The organism is Mesorhizobium tianshanense (assembly GCF_007830515.1).
In the GTDB taxonomy this organism is placed as follows: domain Bacteria; phylum Pseudomonadota; class Alphaproteobacteria; order Rhizobiales; family Rhizobiaceae; genus Mesorhizobium; species Mesorhizobium tianshanense.
Map to the genome: position 1 here is coordinate 17,870 of NZ_VLKT01000025.1, position 14,470 is coordinate 32,339.

13 protein-coding genes and 1 pseudogene are annotated in these 14,470 nt (G+C 63.7%); 7 read left to right on the forward strand and 7 right to left on the reverse strand.

Annotated elements, in window-relative coordinates; genetic code table 11:
- Positions 1-27 precede the first annotated feature (27 nt).
- Positions 28-813: a ComF family protein gene (locus IQ26_RS19865; RefSeq protein WP_145720056.1), complete on the reverse strand. Its 786-nt coding sequence runs from the start codon at positions 811-813 to the stop codon at positions 28-30.
- 53 nt (positions 814-866) lie between these two features.
- On the opposite strand from IQ26_RS19865, the gene IQ26_RS19870 reads away from it, so the two are divergent.
- Positions 867-1,748: a methyltransferase domain-containing protein gene (locus IQ26_RS19870; protein WP_145720057.1), complete on the forward strand. Its 882-nt coding sequence runs from the start codon at positions 867-869 to the stop codon at positions 1,746-1,748.
- Positions 1,749-1,756: 8 nt separating this feature from the next.
- Here IQ26_RS19870 and IQ26_RS19875 read toward each other — a convergent pair whose 3' ends face one another.
- The 5 genes from IQ26_RS19875 to argJ all read right to left on the reverse strand — a co-directional run bounded on the left by IQ26_RS19875 (position 1,757) and on the right by argJ (position 4,921).
- Positions 1,757-1,948: a Flp family type IVb pilin gene (locus IQ26_RS19875; protein WP_145720058.1), complete on the reverse strand. Its 192-nt coding sequence runs from the start codon at positions 1,946-1,948 to the stop codon at positions 1,757-1,759.
- A gap of 97 nt (positions 1,949-2,045) precedes the next feature.
- A complete protein-coding gene (locus tag IQ26_RS19880) occupies positions 2,046-2,360 on the reverse strand; it encodes a hypothetical protein (protein ID WP_145720059.1) in 315 nt (104 codons plus the stop codon).
- A gap of 121 nt (positions 2,361-2,481) precedes the next feature.
- Positions 2,482-2,904, reverse strand: a complete 423-nt coding sequence (locus IQ26_RS19885; protein ID WP_145720060.1) for a (deoxy)nucleoside triphosphate pyrophosphohydrolase — start codon at positions 2,902-2,904, stop codon at positions 2,482-2,484.
- Positions 2,901-3,680: a GNAT family N-acetyltransferase gene (locus tag IQ26_RS19890; protein WP_208760188.1), complete on the reverse strand. Its 780-nt coding sequence runs from the start codon at positions 3,678-3,680 to the stop codon at positions 2,901-2,903. The genes IQ26_RS19885 and IQ26_RS19890 overlap by 4 nt, the downstream gene beginning before the upstream one ends.
- The gene (gene argJ / locus IQ26_RS19895; RefSeq protein WP_145720061.1) at positions 3,680-4,921 is read right to left on the reverse strand and encodes a bifunctional glutamate N-acetyltransferase/amino-acid acetyltransferase ArgJ; all 1,242 of its coding nucleotides are present in this window, start codon (positions 4,919-4,921) and stop codon (positions 3,680-3,682) included. Before argJ ends, IQ26_RS19890 begins: the two co-directional genes overlap by 1 nt.
- A gap of 91 nt (positions 4,922-5,012) precedes the next feature.
- Between argJ and IQ26_RS40470 the strand changes: the two are divergent.
- Positions 5,013-5,137 (forward strand): annotated as a pseudogene (locus IQ26_RS40470) (TetR family transcriptional regulator); the annotation flags it as partial.
- Positions 5,138-5,305: 168 nt separating this feature from the next.
- On the opposite strand, the gene IQ26_RS19905 reads toward IQ26_RS40470, so the two are convergent.
- Positions 5,306-6,223, reverse strand: coding sequence for a peptidylprolyl isomerase (locus IQ26_RS19905; RefSeq protein ID WP_145720062.1), 918 nt, complete (start codon positions 6,221-6,223; stop codon positions 5,306-5,308).
- 252 nt (positions 6,224-6,475) lie between these two features.
- Between IQ26_RS19905 and secA the strand changes: the two genes are divergently transcribed.
- The 5 genes from secA to IQ26_RS19930 all read left to right on the forward strand — a co-directional run bounded on the left by secA (position 6,476) and on the right by IQ26_RS19930 (position 14,385).
- Positions 6,476-9,208, forward strand: a complete 2,733-nt coding sequence (gene secA / locus IQ26_RS19910) for a preprotein translocase subunit SecA (protein WP_145720063.1) — start codon at positions 6,476-6,478, stop codon at positions 9,206-9,208.
- A 952-nt stretch (positions 9,209-10,160) separates the two neighbouring features.
- Positions 10,161-10,745: a hypothetical protein gene (locus IQ26_RS19915; protein WP_145720064.1), complete on the forward strand. Its 585-nt coding sequence runs from the start codon at positions 10,161-10,163 to the stop codon at positions 10,743-10,745.
- Positions 10,746-11,169: 424 nt separating this feature from the next.
- Positions 11,170-11,544 (forward strand): hypothetical protein, encoded by a 375-nt coding sequence (locus tag IQ26_RS19920; RefSeq protein WP_145720065.1) that lies wholly within the window; start codon positions 11,170-11,172, stop codon positions 11,542-11,544.
- Between the two features lie 166 nt (positions 11,545-11,710).
- On the forward strand, positions 11,711-13,111 hold the full coding sequence (locus IQ26_RS19925; protein ID WP_145720066.1) for an oligosaccharide flippase family protein: 1,401 nt from the start codon (positions 11,711-11,713) through the stop codon (positions 13,109-13,111).
- Complete coding sequence (locus tag IQ26_RS19930) at positions 13,111-14,385, forward strand: GNAT family N-acetyltransferase (RefSeq protein WP_145720067.1); 1,275 nt, start codon at positions 13,111-13,113, stop codon at positions 14,383-14,385. The genes IQ26_RS19925 and IQ26_RS19930 overlap by 1 nt, the downstream gene beginning before the upstream one ends.
- Positions 14,386-14,470: the final 85 nt, after the last annotated feature.

Below are 14,470 nucleotides of genomic sequence, written 5' to 3' on the forward strand. Positions count from 1 at the left end.
CGGTCAGCAATCCTGCCTTTCCTCAACCTATATAGTCGCGGACTCGTCGGCCCGAAAGTCCCCCGGCAGCACGCGCGCAAAGGTCAGCACGTCGACCGCCCCGGCGCCGCCCCTCTTCAGCGCCTTGGCGACCGCGCGGACAGTGGCGCCGGTGGTATAGACATCGTCGATCAAGAGCACCCGGCGGCCGGCGATCTCGATCTCGGCCTCCTCGGGCACTCTGAACGCGGCACGCACATTCTCCTCGCGTTCCCGCCGCTCCAGCCCGACCTGCTGGCGGGTGAGTTTGACACGCCTGACCGCGGAGGGCGCGAAAGGCAGGCCGCCAAGCTGCGATACCGCCCTTGCCAGTTCCGCCGACTGGTTGAACTGACGCCTGAAGAAGCGCCGCCAGTGCAGCGGCACCGGCACGACCACATCGGCTTCCGCGATCAGTTCGGCGCCGGCGCGCAGCATCCAGCGCGCCATCCATGGCGCCAGGTCGGTGCGATCCTGGTATTTCAATCCTTGCACCATCTGGCGGGCGACGCCGGAGTAAGCGACCGCGGCCCGCGCGCGCTCGAACGGCGGCGGGTCGGCGATCGCCTCGGCCGACAGGAACCCCTCGCCCATGTGGTGGATGAACGGCGTGCCCATCACCGGGCACCACGGCCGTTCCAGAAGCCTGAGCTTCGGCCAGCAGGCGCCGCACAGCACGCCGGGCTGCGAGACATGCCGCCGGCAGCCGGCGCAAACCGGCGGAAACAGGAGGCGCGCCGGCCAGCCCAATGCCTTTCGAGCGATACTCTTGATATCTGGCATTGGATCGGCCACGTGGTTGGTTCTCCGCCACCCTATATCAGAGAGCGGAAACCAGGAACCAGCCGTTGCAGCCTATAGTCGATACATCTCTCTGGCTGGCGCACAAGCGCCGGGCTCTCGCCCATCCGACTGCCGGCGCGGATTTCCTGATGCGGCGGGCGGCCGAGGATCTTGCCGAGCGGCTGGACGCCGTCGAGCGCAAATTCGACAGAGCGGCCGTGCTGTTTTGCCAGACGCCGGCGGCGTCCGACGTGCTCGCGACAAGCGGTAAGGTGGCGGACATCGTGCGCGTGGAGGCGGACGCCGCGTTCCTGGGCGGTGCCGCTGGATTGGTGGCACCGCTGGAAACCGTGCCGTTCGAGCCGGAAAGCCTCGACCTCGCCGTCTCCCTTTTGTCTCTTCAGGCAATGAACGATATTCCCGGCATGCTGGTGCAGATCCGCCGCGCGCTGAAGCCCGATGGTCTTTTTCTCGGCGCTTTTGCCGGCGCCGGTACGCTTTCCGAGCTGCGCGAAAGCCTGCTCGCCGCCGAGACCGAGCTTTACGGCGGCGCCAGCCCACGCGTCATCCCGTTCACCGACGTGCGCGACGCCGGCGCGCTTTTGCAGCGCGCCGGCCTGGCCCTGCCGGTCGCCGATGTCGAGACGGTGACGGTGCGGTACGGAACCCTGTTCGGCCTGATGGCGGACCTGCGGGCAGTGGGCGAGACCAGCGCGCTCGTCGACCGCAGCAGGCGACCGGGCACACGCAGACTGTTTGCCCGCGCCGCCGAAATCTACGCCGAGCGGTTTTCGGACGCCGATGGTCGCGTCAGGGCGAGTTTTCCGATCGTCTGGATGTCAGGATGGGCGCCCGACGCCTCGCAGCAAAAGCCGTTGAAGCCGGGCTCGGCGAAAATATCGCTGAAGACAATACTGGAAAATCCCGGCGGGCCAGGCGGACGTTGACCGGATTGCTATGGTTGGGGGGTGGTCGCGAAAGCGTTCACCAGCCTGCTGTTGTTGTCGCTGAACAGCCACTTGATGGCATCGAACGCCTGGCTGGCGCCGCCTACGATGGTAAGCGACAGCACGGCCACGATCAGCCCATATTCAATGGCCGTCGCGCCGGTTTCGTCTTCCAGAAATCGTTGCAGCAATGTCTTCATGACCGTCGATCCCGCTTGCCGGAACCCTAGCGCCGACCCGTTAAGAAAGGTTAACGGCACAGGCTTAACAGGCGATGAAACGACGGCTTTAAACATGTCAGCAGTCGCCGCTGCGCTTGCCATTGTCGCGTATCACGCAGATTGAACTGGGCAACGGCTGCAGCACGCTCCTGCGCAGCGTGTAGGTGTCGCGGCGGCCGATCGAGCCTGTGCTGATCGTATCGAGGTCGGCAAGTTCGGCGCGGGCGGACTGCGATCGTATCCGGCTGTCGAGGAAAGGCGTCGCGATCAAGGCCAGCGCCACCGCGGCCGAGCCGAACAGCAGCGTGATACGCAATATGCCCATGCCGGCATTGGCGGCGCTATGATTGCGGTCGGGTCGGATCGATTCCCAGTCCCTGTCGAGGCTCATGCAACCGCTCTCCGGCAAAGGCCCGGACAGGCCTTGCTTCAATTTCCACGCCTCTCAATTTTTCACGGCAAGATAAATCTTCGATTAACGCTGTCTTAAACTCGGGCCGTGAAGGCGCAAATCACAGAAGATCGATGAGGAACTGGATCAGCGGCGCGTCGGCCGGCGGCATCGGAAAATCGCGCATCTGGCGCGGCCGCACCCATTTCAGCACCTGGCCCTCCTTCGGCTGCGCGATGCCGCGGAAGCGACGGCAGACGAACAGCGGCATCAGCAGGTGAAAATCATCGTAGGAATGGCTGGCGAAGGTGAACGGCGCCAAGCAGGGAATGTCGGTTTCGATGCCGATCTCCTCGTACAACTCCCGGATGAGGCATTCTTCCGGCGTCTCGCCGGGCTCGACCTTGCCGCCCGGAAATTCCCACAGGCCGGCGAGCTGCTTGCCTTCAGGCCGCTGCGCCAGAAGCACGCGACCGTCGGTATCGACCAGCGCACAGGCCGCGACCAGCAGCAGGCGCTTGCCAACAGGGCTCGCGCCGGTCATGCGCCGGGCGGCCGGCGATAATGGTAACGATAGACTTCGTCGAACCCGAGCGAGCGATAAAGCGCCAGCGCCGGCGCATTGTCGGCCTCGACCTGCAGCCAGGCTTCCCGGGCGCCGCGCAGCCGCGCCCATTTCAGCGCCGACATAATGAGGTGGCGGCCATGGCCCTGGTTGCGCACCGATCTGTCGGTGGCGATCTCGAACAGCCCTGCGAGATCGCCATCATGGACGCAGATCAGCGTCGCCAGCGGTTCCGTACCCTCTTCGAGCGCGAACAGCCCGGCTTCCGGCTGGATGGCGCCGATGATCTCCGACAGGCCCGGCCGCAGCGACACGTCCGAGCCGCTCACCTTGAGCGCCGCGCCGATGAAGCGGCTGATGTCCTTCAGCGGAATCTGGTCCATGGCGACGTCGAGCTGGGCGTCCGCCAGCGGCAGCCGCATGACCAGCGATTCCGCGAAGCTGCTCCACCCCTCGCTGTCGAGATGTTTCGAAAGCACGGAGCCCGACAGCGGCGATATGCGGAAGGTCAGCGGCCGGCCATAGGCGTCGAAACGGCGGCTGGCGCGACCGATGCGCTCGGCAATGTGCTGGATGTCGCCCGGATCGAGCGGGTTGACCGAATTCAGCCGCTTGGCCGGATGGCCTGCCGTCAGCCGCACCACCCAGGTGCCGTCATAATGGACGGCCGCCGCCGGCCAGGCCCGAAAACCGGCCGCCTCGTAACGACGCACGATGGCAAGCACGCTTGCCGGATGTCTGGAAACCAACGCCATCAGCTCCGATAATCGCCGTTGATGGCGACATACTCCTTGGTGAGGTCGCAAGTCCACACCGTCGCCTTGCCACGGCCGATGCCGATATCGGCACGGATGCGGATCTCGTCGCGCTTCATGTAGGCCGACGTCGCCTCTTCGGAGTAGCTTGCATCGCGCTCGCCCTCATGCGCCAGCCTGATATCGCCGAACCAGATCGACAGGAGGTCGCGGTCGGCCGGTTCGCCGGCCTTGCCGACGGCCATGACGACGCGGCCCCAATTGGCGTCCTCGCCGGCGACCGCCGTCTTGACCAGCGGCGAATTGGCGATCGACAGCGCGATGCGCTTGGCCGAGCGGGCCGATTTCGCGCCGGTGACGGTGACCTCGACCTGCTTGCGGGCGCCCTCGCCGTCGCGCACCACTTGCAGCGCCAGCGATTTCAGCACCTTGCCGAGCGCGCGGCGGAAGGCGCCGAGGCGCGCATCCCCGGCATCGGTGATGTCAGGCGCGCCGCGCCTGGCGGCCGTGCCGGTGGCGAAGATCAGCAGCGTGTCGCTGGTCGAGGTGTCGCTGTCGACGGTGACCGCGTTGAAGGTCTTGGCGGTGCCGCGCGACAGAAGATCCTGCAGCACGGGCGCCGCGATCGGTGCGTCGGTGGCGATGAAGGAGAGCATCGTCGCCATGTCGGGCGCGATCATGCCGGCGCCCTTGGCAATGCCGTTGATGGTGACGTCGGCGTCGCCGAGCTTCACCGTCGCGGTCGCCAGTTTCGGATAGGTGTCCGTGGTCATGATCGCCTTGGCGGCTTCGGTCCACAGGTCCGGGCGGCCGTCCTTGACCAGTCCGGCGAGCAAATGGCTGAACTTGCCGGCGTCCAGCGGCTCGCCGATGACGCCGGTCGAGGCCAGAAACACCTCGTCCGGCGTGCAGCCCGCGGCCTTGGCCGCGGCTTCGCCGGTCATTGCCGTCGACGTCCGGCCCTTCTGGCCGGTAAAGGCATTGGCGTTGCCGGAGTTGACGACCAGCACGCGCGCCTTGCCCTGCCCGAGATTCTGCCGGCAGAAATCGACCGGCGCCGACGGGCATTTCGACTTGGTGAACACGCCGGCGACCGTGGTGCCGGCGTCGAAGACCATGGCCAGCAGGTCGGTGCGGTTCTTGTACTTTATCCCGGCCTCGGCGGTGGCGATGCGAACGCCCTCGATAGCAGGCATCTTGGGATACTTTTTCGGCGCGAGCGGCGAAATCGTGGCTGACATGAAGACCTCGGGCGGGAAAACGCAAGGGGAACGCCCGTTTGCCCGATAGCGGGCGCCGGCGCAAGGGTGTTTTCGGCCGTTATGAGCGACGCCGGAAACCGCCAGCTGGTGGCCGAGCAAGGCCGCTCTGCTTTCGACGTCTATCAGCGGCTCAAGCGCGTCGACAATCCCGATACCGGAAACATCGAGGATGATCTCGTCGGCTTCCTGAAGAACCGGCCTGTGCACTTGGCTGTGACGGTTTGGCAGGTTGGAGGGACAGCACCCCTCTGCCTTGCCGGGCGTTCGTCGTTCGGAAAGCCAAGCAATTGGCTTTCCGTCCGCTGCGCGGACCACTCCTCAACCCCCGCAAGGGGGAGATCGGCAGCTTCGCCGACGGCAGGCCTACTTCGCGTTCTCCAGCGCGTCGACCGTCTTCTTCAGCTGCTCGTCCGGGATCTCGACTTTGGCGTCGGCGCGCAGCGTCTTGACCAGCGCGATATACTTGTCGCGGATGACCGCCTGACGGGCCTGATCCCTAACCTGCTCGAAGGCCGGCGGCTGCTTGGCGCGCTTGTCCTCGACCTGGATGACGTGCCAGCCGAACTGCGACTGCACCGGCTGCTCGGTGTATTTGCCGACCGCCAGCGCGAAGACCGCCTTGTCGAATTCCGGCACCATCTGGCCGGGTCCGAACCAGCCGAGATCGCCGCCGCTGGTCTTGCCACTCGGATCGCTGGTGTGCTCGTTGGCGAGCTTCTGGAAATCGCCGCCGCCGTCGAGCTGCTTGATGATCGCGTCGGCCTCTTCCTTCGTCTTCACCAGGATGTGACGGGCATGCACCTCGTTGGTCGGCGGCGTGTTGGCGATTTCCTGGTCGTAGCGGGCGCGAACCTCGGCATCCGTGACCTTGTCGACGACGTCCTTCTCGACCATTTGGCCATGCAGGGCGCGCTGCTGCAGGAACGCCATGCGGCGCTGGAAGTCGGGATCCTTGTCGAGGCCGGTGGTGACCGCCTGGGCCGCCATGACCTTGATTTCGATCGCCGCCGAAAGCGCCGCGGCGCGGCGCTGTTCAGGCGGCATCTGCGCGAACTGCTGCGACAGCTCGCCTTCGGCAAGCGCAAGGTCTGCCTCGGTCAGCTTCTGGCCGTTGATCGTGGCGACCACGGCGTTCGGATCGACCGGCGCGGCAGGCTGGGCAGGCGCGGCCGGCTGGGCGGGGGCGGTGTCCTGCGCCATCAGTGGCGACAGCGACAGAGCCGACAGCCCGAATGCCAGGCCAAGGCTGGCGAGCGACGCGCGGCGGAACAATAAGGACATACGATTAACTCCAATGGGGGATAGCTAGAGCGGGATGGCTTCCAGATCAGCCAGTTTGTGGCCGAATTTGGCGCGGTCGACAGGGCGAGCGCGGCGTTGACATCGATTGAGCCCCCTCTTATCTGTCCAACGACTTTGCGTCCAGAACCGTTTTCCGGGCGCTTTTTGCGTTTGTCCGCGTTTCACGTGGATTTGATGGGGCCGGCCGGCAGCCGTCGCAACGACTTGGAATGCTATCGAAAGGACCATTGAATGGTCAGTTTTGGCGGTCTCGCCCGTAAGGTTTTCGGCTCCTCCAACGATCGTCGGGTCAAGTCGACCCGGCCGCGCGTCGAAGCGATCAACGCCATGGAAAACGAGATGCGGGCGCTCTCCGACGCCGAGCTGGCGGCACGCACGGAAAAATTCCGCCAGGACGTCGCCAACGGCGCCAGCCTCGACGATCTCCTGGTGCCGGCCTTCGCCACCGTGCGCGAGGCGGCGCGCCGCGTGCTCGGCATGCGCCCGTTCGACGTGCAGCTGATCGGCGGCATGGTGCTGCACAATGGCGGCATCGCCGAGATGCGCACCGGCGAGGGCAAGACGCTGGTCGCCACGCTGCCCGTCTATCTCAACGCGCTCGCCGGCAAAGGCGTCCATGTCGTCACCGTCAACGACTATCTTGCCACGCGCGACTCCGAATGGATGGGCCGCGTCTACAAATTCCTCGGCCTCACCGTCGGCGTCATCGTCCACGGCCTGTCCGACGAGGAGCGCAGCGCCGCCTACGCCGCCGACGTCACCTACGCCACCAACAACGAGCTCGGCTTCGACTACCTGCGCGACAATATGAAATACGAGCGCGCCCAGATGGTGCAGCGCGGCCACAGCTACGCGATCGTCGACGAGGTCGATTCGATCCTGGTCGACGAGGCGCGCACGCCGCTGATCATTTCCGGCCCGCTCGAGGACCGTTCGGAAATGTACAACACCATCGACGCCTTCATGCTGAAGCTCGAGCCGGCCGACTATGAGATCGACGAGAAGCAGAAGACCTCGATCTTCACCGAGGAGGGCACCGAGAAGCTGGAAAACCTTTTGCGCGACGCCGGCCTGCTCAAGGGCGAGTCGCTCTACGACGTCGAGAACGTCGCCATCGTCCACCATGTCAACAATGCGCTGAAGGCGCACCAGCTGTTCCAGAAGGACAAGGACTATATCGTGCGCAACGGCGAGATCGTCATCATCGACGAGTTCACCGGCCGCATGATGCCCGGCCGCCGCTATTCGGAAGGCCTGCACCAGGCGCTCGAGGCCAAGGAGCATGTGGCGATCCAGCCGGAGAACCAGACGCTCGCCTCCGTCACCTTCCAGAATTATTTCCGCCTCTACAAGAAGCTCGCCGGCATGACCGGCACGGCGCTGACCGAGGCCGAGGAATTCGGCAACATCTACGGCCTCGAGGTCACCGAGATCCCGACCAATCTGCCGGTGGTGCGTGTCGACGAAGACGACGAGGTCTACCGGACCGTCGAGGAGAAATACAAGGCGATCGTCAAGGAGATCAGGGAAGCCAGCGCCAAGGGCCAGCCAACGCTGGTCGGCACGACCTCGATCGAGAAATCCGAGCAGCTGGCCGAACGCCTGCGCAAGGACGGCTTCAAGGGATTCGAGGTGCTGAACGCCCGCCACCACGAGCGTGAGGCGGCAATCGTCGCCCAGGCGGGAAAACCCGGCGCCATCACCATCGCCACCAACATGGCCGGCCGCGGCACCGACATCCAGCTCGGCGGCAATGCCGACATGCGCATCGCCGAGGAACTGGCCGACATGCCGGCCGGTCCCGAGCGCGACGCGAAGGAAAAGGAAATCCGCGAGGACGTTCAGCGGCTGAAGGAAAAGGCGCTGGCCGCCGGCGGCCTTTACGTGCTCGCAACCGAACGCCACGAGTCGCGCCGCATCGACAACCAGTTGCGCGGCCGCTCAGGCCGCCAGGGCGATCCCGGGCGCTCGAAATTCTTCCTGTCGCTGCAGGACGATTTGATGCGCATCTTCGGCTCCGAGCGCATGGACGGCATGCTGCAGAAGCTCGGCCTCAAGGAAGACGAAGCGATCATCCATCCCTGGATCAACAAGGCGCTGGAAAAGGCGCAGAAGAAGGTCGAGGCGCGCAATTTCGACATCCGCAAGAACCTGCTGAAATATGACGATGTCTCGAACGACCAGCGCAAGGTGGTGTTCGAGCAGCGTCTCGAGCTGATGGACGGCGAAGGGCTTTCGGAAACCATCGCCGAGATGCGCGAGGGCGTCATCGAGGAGATCGTCGCCAAGGCCATTCCCGAAAACGCCTATGCCGAGCAGTGGAACGTCGCCGGCCTCAAGGCCGAGGTCGCCGAATTCCTCAATCTCGACCTGCCCATCGACGACTGGGTCAAGGAAGAGGGCATCGCCGAGGACGACATCCGCGAGCGCATCACCGAGGCTGCCGACGCTGCCGCGAAGGACCGCGCCGAGCGTTTCGGCGCCGACGTGATGACCTATGTCGAGCGCTCGGTGGTGCTGCAGACGCTCGACCATCTGTGGCGCGAGCACATCGTCAACCTCGACCATCTGCGCTCGGTCGTCGGCTTCCGCGGCTACGCCCAGCGCGACCCGCTGCAGGAATACAAGGGCGAGGCGTTCGAACTGTTCCAGGCAATGCTGGGCAATCTGCGCCAGGCCGTCACCGCTCAGCTGATGCGCGTCGAGCTGGTCCGCCAGGCCGCCGAAGCCCCGCCGCCCGAGGCCCCCGACATGTTCGGCAGCCATCTCGACGGCACCACCGGCGAGGACGATTTCGACGGCGGCGAGACCGGGCTTCTGGTCCGCCAGGAAACCAACGCCATCGTCGCCCCAGAAAACCGCGACCCGAAAAACCCCGCCACCTGGGGCAAGATCGGCCGCAACGAGGCCTGCCCGTGCGGGTCGGGGAAAAAGTACAAGCACTGCCACGGGGCGTTTGCGTAAGGCGCGCCTTTCCCTTCTCCCCGTTCACGGGGAGAAGATGCCGGAAGGGCGGGGCAGCACCGGCGTTGGCGATTAGCCAATCTCCCCACCTGAGGAATGAGAAGCGGTCAGCGTAGCGGACGAAAAGCCAATTGCTTGGCTTTTCGAGCTTCGAACGCCCGAAAAGCCGGCAGAGTGCAACAAGCGCAAGAAAAAACCGGCGGGGCAAAAATGTGCTCCCGGCAAGGTGGTTGATCGGAAAGACGAAAGCGGCTAGCGCTGCCAGCGTCTTTGTCGGCTACGATAGTGCCCGCAAACGGACCCTATTCGCCCCGGAACGCGCCGAGAAAGCCATCAAGGCCATGGTCGGCAAGCGCCTTACCTATCGGCGGATTGACGAAGCCGGTCACGCTTAAGCCGAAGGCGCGAAGGCTTCTCCACAGGCGCAAGAAAAGCCGACTCGACACAAAATAAGACTCGGCCCACTCTTAGATTTCCACAGGCCCGATAAGGCCCCAGACTTGCCTGTCTGGTCACCCCGAGTCGGAACACCCTGCGGCCCATGCCGAGCCCGCAACGGAATCGCCATCAAACAGCGAAAAACCTAGCGACAACCTTGGAGGCACATGGGATTCACTGGCGGCGGAAGTACAACGCCAAGAGTGAGCCGATACACCGGCGAACGACGGCTTATTCGTAACGCTGGCATGACTCACGAAACCTTTTGGTTCCGTGGCCACGGACCGAGGGATTTCCAATGAAACCCAAGGTCACGATTGAAGTGAAGGTGAACGTCGCGCTCTGCCTATTTGGCATCGCGGCCATTCTCTCGATCTTCTTTTGATAGGGGCGTCCCGGAGCGATCCGGGCGCTTCTCTGTCTTTGGCTTCGGCGGCGTATTCAAAACGCGCTTCGCCGGCTCGTCGCGGCGCTGGTCGGCCTTATCCTGGTCTTTGTTTTGGGGGTTTCTGACATGGTTGAATACGTTCCTGGTACTGTAGTGCCTCAACATTTCCTGCCGGCGCTTGGCTTCGTTGACGTGAGGCAAACGCAGATGGACAGGGCAGTTAATCTGACGATCGGCCATCTGACAGGGCTTGACCATAGCTCGCTGATCGCCCTGCTTTCGCCCGTGATGAACCTCACTACACGGCTGGCAATGTTGGAACAAATCATCCCTTTGAAAATGCAGGATAAGGCGGATAAATGCAAACTTGAGGTCGTTCGGCGGGAGGTTAAAGACCTGAATAGCCAGCGCAACCGGCTTATCCACGATTTGCCGTATGGCTATTCACCAAGCGAAGACTCGCTGATGCTTGTGCGTTCTGAGACATGGACGGACCCGCAGATTAAAGCCAATCCCCCAAAACACATCACTACGGAAACGCTGTACGAACTCGGTAACAACATGTGGCAAGCCGAAATTTGGCTCGGCATGCGGTTCCAATTAAACGGTGTCAGCTTTAAACCGCATCCCGACTGGTTAGACGACGACAAGTTTCCATGGCGCGATAGATTCGAGAAACTACTTCAGAACTTAAATCAGGCTCCGGGTTAAAGCCAGAAAGCTCCGTCTCCCCCACGTTTTCATTGCGGGTGTGATCTCAATTTGTGGTGCGGCACGACTGACACTAACACTCGCAAGCAGTGCTACCAGAATATAGAGAACTTCTAACATAGACAGCCGTGTTCGCATGTGAAGAATGGGAAGCGTCACCAATGGAGGGACCACCCCAATGATCACTGACAAAGCCGGATACAAGAGAGAACGGACCTATGTTCTGCGGAAATATGGCAAGTCCGTCGAAACGTGCCATGTCGCTCACGTTAAGCGCGTGTTGGGTCTCACGAAGGGGCCAGCACCAAACCGGATTGACTCCAGCGTCGGGATTAAGGACTGCCCGCCCGCTCTATGGCCGATAGTCGAGGAAGCCGTGCGGCATATCCATGCCGTCAGGCTGGCGACCATGTAGGTAAAGACTATGCCTAATCGGAACCTCACGAGTGACGAACTAAAGCAGGCCAATAAACTACTGACGAATGTTAGGGCGCAACTTGCGGAACTTGCCGGCGACGACCCGCTGCTGCTCTTTGCCTATCGTCGAAAAGTGGTGAAGGAGCTTAACTATAAGGAGCTTAACTATGATGAACGGAGCAAGCCGGCCCATCGCAATAAGCTCAAAGCACTAAAATGGCGGCTGCAAGGGCGAAAGTGCGCTCACTGTGGCCAAGAAATGCCGCTCAAATATTCCGAGCTAGATCGACAGAGCGCGGCTGACGGCTACACGGAAGAAAATACTGAACTCGTACATGCCAAGTGCCATTATGAGCGGCAGGCCGCTAAGCGCTATACGTGATTGTTGGGTCACACATTATATAGGTCCCAGTCTTTACACTACGCGCAAAACGTCATGCCACCGGCATGACGAATGCGTGCACCGCGCCTCCTCCCACCCAACCGTTTCTTAATGTGTTCTCGCTACACGCAGACCCAGAAAAGAGGCGGAAAACGGAGAGTATTGAGTGCGCTTTTCCGCGGCGACGACAGCCGGGCGGTTCCTGCCGCAGCGCCTTGCGCTGCGCGTAAAACCGTTGCTTGGCCGCATCGATGCCGTGCTGTTCACCGCCGACGAGCGCGGCGAGGCTGGGCGCATGTCGCTGATCGCCTTTTCCATCCGCATCGTCAGCGCCGTCATCGCCTTCGTCAGCCAGGTGCTGATGGCGCGCTGGATGGGCTCGTTCGAATACGGCATCTTCGTCCTCGTCTGGGTGACGATGGTCATCGTCGGCAACCTCGCCTGCCTCGGCTTCCACACCTCGGTCATCCGCTTCATTCCCGAATACCGCGAGCGCAACATGCTGGCCGAACTGCGCGGCATCGTGCTGGCCAGCCGCCTGTTCGTGCTGGTTGCCTCGACCGCGATCGCCGGGCTCGGCGCGCTCGGCGTCTGGCTGCTCTCGCCCTTTATCGAAAACTACTATGTCGTGCCGTTCATCCTCGGCGTCATCTGCCTGCCGATGATCGCCATGTCCGACCTGCTGCAGGGGATGTCGCGGGCGAACTCATGGGCGCTGTTCGCGCTGGCGCCGACCTATCTGGTGCGGCCGGTGCTGATCCTGGCGTTGATGGCGCTGATGCTTCTGGTCGGCTTTGCGCCCGACGCCAGGACCGCGATCTTCGCCTCGATCGCCGCCACCTATGCCACCACGATCGGCCAGCTCATCGGCGTCACGGCGCGCATGGACAGGCATATCCCGGCCGGGCCGATGAAGGTGCGTTTCGCGCGGTGGTTCTTCGTGTCGCTGCCGATCTTCCTGGTCGAAGGCTTCTTCTTCCTGCTCACCAATGCCGACGTGCTGATGGTCGGCGCCTATATGGAGCCCAACGACGTCGCCGTCTATTTCGCCACGGTCAAGACGCTGGCGCTGGTGCATTTCGTCTATTTCGCGGTCAAGGCGGGCGTCGCCCAGCGCTACGCGCAATTCACCCATGGCGAGCCCGAAAAGCTCGCCGCCTTCGCCCGCGAAACGGTGTCGTGGACCTTCTGGCCGTCGCTGTTCATGGCGCTGCTGGTGCTGGTGCTGGGCCAGCCGATGCTGGCCCTGTTCGGCGCCGAATTCGTCGCCGGCTATCCGCTGTTGTTCCTGCTGGTCTTCGGCGTCGTGGCGCGGGCCGCCGTCGGCCCTTGCGAAAGCCTGCTCACGATGAGCGGCAACCAGAACATCTGCGCCGCCGTCTACGCCATGACGCTGGCCTTCAACATCGGCCTGAACGTGGTGCTGATCCCGCTTTTCGGCCTGTGGGGCGCGGCGATGGCGACCGCCTTCGCGATGATCTTCGAGGCCGGCGCGCTGTCCTTCACGGTCTGGCGCAAGCTCGGCATCGCCATGGCCATTTTCGTGCCCTTGAAAGGAGCCGCGTGATGGCCGCCGTCCCGTTGCTCGAGGAAACCAGCGGCGGCCCGGCCGGCGCCATGGTGTCCGGCCTCGCCGGGTTCGTCCGCGACGCCGATCCCGCCCATATCGAACTCTTGGCCAACGACCGGCCCGAGCGCAAACTGGCGATCTACCCGGCCTCCGCCGGCTTCGACCTGGTCGAGGAACTGGACTATCTCTGCACCCGCACGATCGAGCCCAACGTCTTCTTCAACCCGCGCTTCCTAGCGCCCGCCATGCCGAGGCTGGAAGACCGCGAGGTGCGGCTGGCGGTCATCCGCGACGGCGATGAATACCGCAACCGGCTGCGCCTGCTGGTGCCGTTCTCGGTGGAACGGCCGCCGCTCGGCGTGCGGGTCATGCGCACCTGGTCGAGCCCGTTCGGCCCGATCGGCACGCCGCTGGTCGACCGTGACGATCCCGTCGGCGTGCTCGAGGATTTCTTCTCGATGCTGTCGCGGCCGCATCTCAAGCTGCCGAAGGTCTTTGTCCTGCCCGACATCCGGCTCGACGGCCCGGTGGCCAGCCTCTTGGCCACCGTCGCCGAGACGCGCGGCCTGACGCTGGTCGCCACCGGCAAGGCCGAACGCCCGGTGCTCGAAAGCGAGCTCGACGGCGATGAGTACCTGAAGGCCTCGCTGCGCTCGCACCACTATCGCGAATTCCGCCGCCTGAAGCGCCGCCTCGCCGATCTCGGCCAGCTGGAGCATCTCGTGGCCCGCGGACCGGACGAGATCCGCCACGCCATCGAACGTTTCCTGACGCTCGAGGTCGCCGGCTGGAAGGGCCGCGAGCGCACCGCCATGGCCATCGACCGCTACCGCGCCGCCTTTGCCCGCGAAGCCGTGCACCGGCTGGCCGAGCAGGATCTGTGCCGCATCCATTCGCTGACGCTCGACGGCCGCACCATCGCCTGCCTGATCGTCTTCGTCGAGGCCGGCGTCGCCTACACCTGGAAGACGGCCTATGACGAGACGCTCGCAACCTATTCGCCGGGCACGCTGCTGATGATCGAGGTGACCAGGCAGCATCTCGACGATCCCAACATCATGATGACCGATTCCTGCGCCATGCCCGACCATCCGGTGATGAGCCGGCTATGGATGGAGCGCAGGCCGATCGGCACGCTGGTCATCGGGCTTTCGCCGGACGCCGACCGCCTCGCCCGCCAGGCGGCGTCGCAGCTTCACCTCTACCGCGAAACCCGCAACATGGCGCGCATCCTGCGCAACCGGATGAAGAGCCTGCTGGGGCGGCGGTAACGCACGTTTGCGGAAAATGGTGTTCTTTGGCCGGCGCTGACCACAACTGCAGGAACTGGCTGAGCGCGCGTCAAAGCGGCCGCTG

Excerpts from the sequence above, each read along its gene's own strand:
- IQ26_RS19915 (WP_145720064.1), top strand. The coding sequence starts at position 10,161 with ATGGTTGAATACGTTCCTGGTACTGTAGTGCCTCAACATTTCCTGCCG.
- IQ26_RS19890 (WP_208760188.1), bottom strand. The coding sequence starts at position 3,680 with ATGGCGTTGGTTTCCAGACATCCGGCAAGCGTGCTTGCCATCGTGCGT.
- IQ26_RS19930 (WP_145720067.1), top strand. The coding sequence starts at position 13,111 with ATGGCCGCCGTCCCGTTGCTCGAGGAAACCAGCGGCGGCCCGGCCGGC.
- secA (WP_145720063.1), top strand. The coding sequence starts at position 6,476 with ATGGTCAGTTTTGGCGGTCTCGCCCGTAAGGTTTTCGGCTCCTCCAAC.
- IQ26_RS19905 (WP_145720062.1), bottom strand. The coding sequence starts at position 6,223 with ATGTCCTTATTGTTCCGCCGCGCGTCGCTCGCCAGCCTTGGCCTGGCA.
- IQ26_RS19875 (WP_145720058.1), bottom strand. The coding sequence starts at position 1,948 with ATGAAGACATTGCTGCAACGATTTCTGGAAGACGAAACCGGCGCGACG.
- IQ26_RS19880 (WP_145720059.1), bottom strand. The coding sequence starts at position 2,360 with ATGAGCCTCGACAGGGACTGGGAATCGATCCGACCCGACCGCAATCAT.
- IQ26_RS19885 (WP_145720060.1), bottom strand. The coding sequence starts at position 2,904 with ATGACCGGCGCGAGCCCTGTTGGCAAGCGCCTGCTGCTGGTCGCGGCC.
- argJ (WP_145720061.1), bottom strand. The coding sequence starts at position 4,921 with ATGTCAGCCACGATTTCGCCGCTCGCGCCGAAAAAGTATCCCAAGATG.
- IQ26_RS19920 (WP_145720065.1), top strand. The coding sequence starts at position 11,170 with ATGCCTAATCGGAACCTCACGAGTGACGAACTAAAGCAGGCCAATAAA.